This is a genomic window from Methylobacterium indicum, assembly GCF_001043895.1.
Taxonomy (GTDB): domain Bacteria; phylum Pseudomonadota; class Alphaproteobacteria; order Rhizobiales; family Beijerinckiaceae; genus Methylobacterium; species Methylobacterium indicum.
In genome coordinates, this window is record NZ_JTHF01000050.1 from 1 (window position 1) to 2,104 (window position 2,104).

The following is a 2,104-nucleotide window of genomic DNA, read 5'->3' on the forward strand; positions in this document are numbered from 1 at the left end:
ACCCGCGGGGCGACGTCGCGCGACCACGCATAGGCCCGCTCCACCCCCGGCCCCGGCGGCATCCCCACGAGGCCCGGCTCGCGCCCGCCCCGCTGCCGCGTCAGCTGGCCCACCGCGTCCCAGGCCTGCGCCAGCCGGAACCCCGCCGCGCTCTCGCGCAGCACCTCCCGGCCGGCGGCGTCGCGGGTGATGCGCAACGGCGCCCGCTCCCCGATCGCCAGCCCCGACAGCGCCCCGAGCGGGTCGTAGGCCGTCGCCACCAGCCGCTCGCCGATGCGCCGCTCGGTCGCACTATGTTGGAGAATAATTCAAATAAAATACGTCAATCAATTAAATTATCTTTGTCAATTTGATCTAATATTATACCTTTTTTTGTGGCAAAAAAGACTGCTTTTTCAAAAGAAAACGTAGAATATGTTCGGATAATTTGGTATATTTCTTCGATAGAATATGAAAATCTCGACACATATTCATTTGAATCTAAAAAACTTTTAACAATAAAGAAATATCTTCCCTTATCAATCACATCTGATTTTATTACTCGTCCTTTGTAATCTTTATTAATTTTCCTCCTCTCGGCGGGTATCAAGGTTATTATACATTTATCTTCAAAATCTTCACGATAAACTACAACTGCTTCCTCGCCATCTTTATTAATCATCGCGCCATCGGAGATTTTTTCTTCGTCGTATCTTAGTGTTGTCCATGATTTATTTGAATCAGATTGCATTGTCCAGCGCACGATCATAGCTCTTCCTTAATAAAAAAGATGCGCGTTCCCACCGTCGCGTGTCCAGACATTGACGTGTGGTCCCATCCCCAGATTCGGATGACCAAGGCTGTCGTTGCGCCATCCAACCAGATTGTCTTGGCTTTGGCGGCCAATGACACCTGGGTTGTCTTGCCATGACCATGGCCCACCCCGAAAATCTTGTCGGCGGGTGGTTACTGGATTTGACCCAAGATCTCCAGTCATTTCTGATGCGGCCTGCATAGCTTGACGCTGTGTTGAGAATTTATATCCGCCTTCGACTCGTGTTCCACCATATTTTTTGGCGACTTCATCATAACGAGGGGTGCAACAGGCTAGAACTTGAGGATCAATCCAAGATGCCGGCTGCCTAACGTAGCCTTGCCCCCTGAACCCTCCTGCCAGCCCGATTGGATCTGACGATACATACTGCCCTGTCAGCGCATCGTAGTACCGGAACCGATTGTAGACGAGCCCCGTCTCGGCGTCCTGCCACTGCCCCTGGAATCGGATCGGGCACACTAAAACTGCCTCAATCGTAGCCGGCGTATCCTCCAGTGCCAAGCCGCCCAGCCGGCCTCTCAATGCACCGCCGCCGTCGAGTCGGCACTAATCGCTCAATATATCTACTTTCCCTACTAATTTAGGTCCTTCGTATATCTCAAAATTACTAAATTGCTTAAAATTATTTTGTGGCGCGTCTGTCGTGAGAAATCTACACCTCCCGATGCTTTTGGGCGGGCTTTTGTTTAAATCATGCTGCAATAATACAAATTCGACGCTCCAAGTTCCTCCGCGAGTTTTATCATTAGGAAATTTCGACACGCAAAAATAGCGATCTGCAGGTGGGATCGATTTGCGGCCCCCATTTTCAGAAGGCGTCCAGTCAATCGCAATGTTGTGCCACATATCTTTTATTTGCAACATATAGTCCTCGTCCAAGTTATTCGCGAATTCGATCTATTTAGCGTGTCGATATCGACATATTTTGCGGGGCCTATATTGTCAAGACTTTTTGTAGAAAAGGCATTTTGCGCAACACGGTCGGGGACTGTCACTTGTGCGACAACGAATTTGTCGCTGCCATGCCCCATATCCGATCCCCATTTTACTGCGTCATCATATGTTGTTGCGAACCACTTACCCTCCATCGTTCCGGCGGTGCTCCAATTTCCTGTTTTCAATATACCTGCGTATTCAGCCTCACTCATAGATCGATAAAGAACCGCAAGACCAAGTGGATCTACAAATTTAGAAGGATTAAAAACATACCCAGGCGATCTCATACCCCCTGCTAGCCCGATCGGGTCCGGGGAGACGTATTGTACTGCTAGCGGATCGTAGTACCGGAAC

Annotated in this window: 4 protein-coding genes; all 4 read right to left on the reverse strand. The window is 49.9% G+C overall.

Annotated elements, in window-relative coordinates:
• A partial coding sequence (locus QR78_RS06400) for a hypothetical protein (protein ID WP_048426676.1) occupies positions 1-260 on the reverse strand: 260 nt, incomplete at its 3' end.
• A 62-nt stretch (positions 261-322) separates the two neighbouring features.
• Positions 323-748: a hypothetical protein gene (locus tag QR78_RS33930; RefSeq protein WP_125901390.1), complete on the reverse strand. Its 426-nt coding sequence runs from the start codon at positions 746-748 to the stop codon at positions 323-325.
• A gap of 9 nt (positions 749-757) precedes the next feature.
• Positions 758-1,273 (reverse strand): RHS repeat-associated core domain-containing protein, encoded by a 516-nt coding sequence (locus QR78_RS36645; protein ID WP_425284195.1) that lies wholly within the window; start codon positions 1,271-1,273, stop codon positions 758-760.
• A 392-nt stretch (positions 1,274-1,665) separates the two neighbouring features.
• Positions 1,666-2,104: RHS repeat-associated core domain-containing protein (locus tag QR78_RS33935; RefSeq protein WP_202972729.1), on the reverse strand; the 439-nt coding region annotated here is incomplete at its 5' end.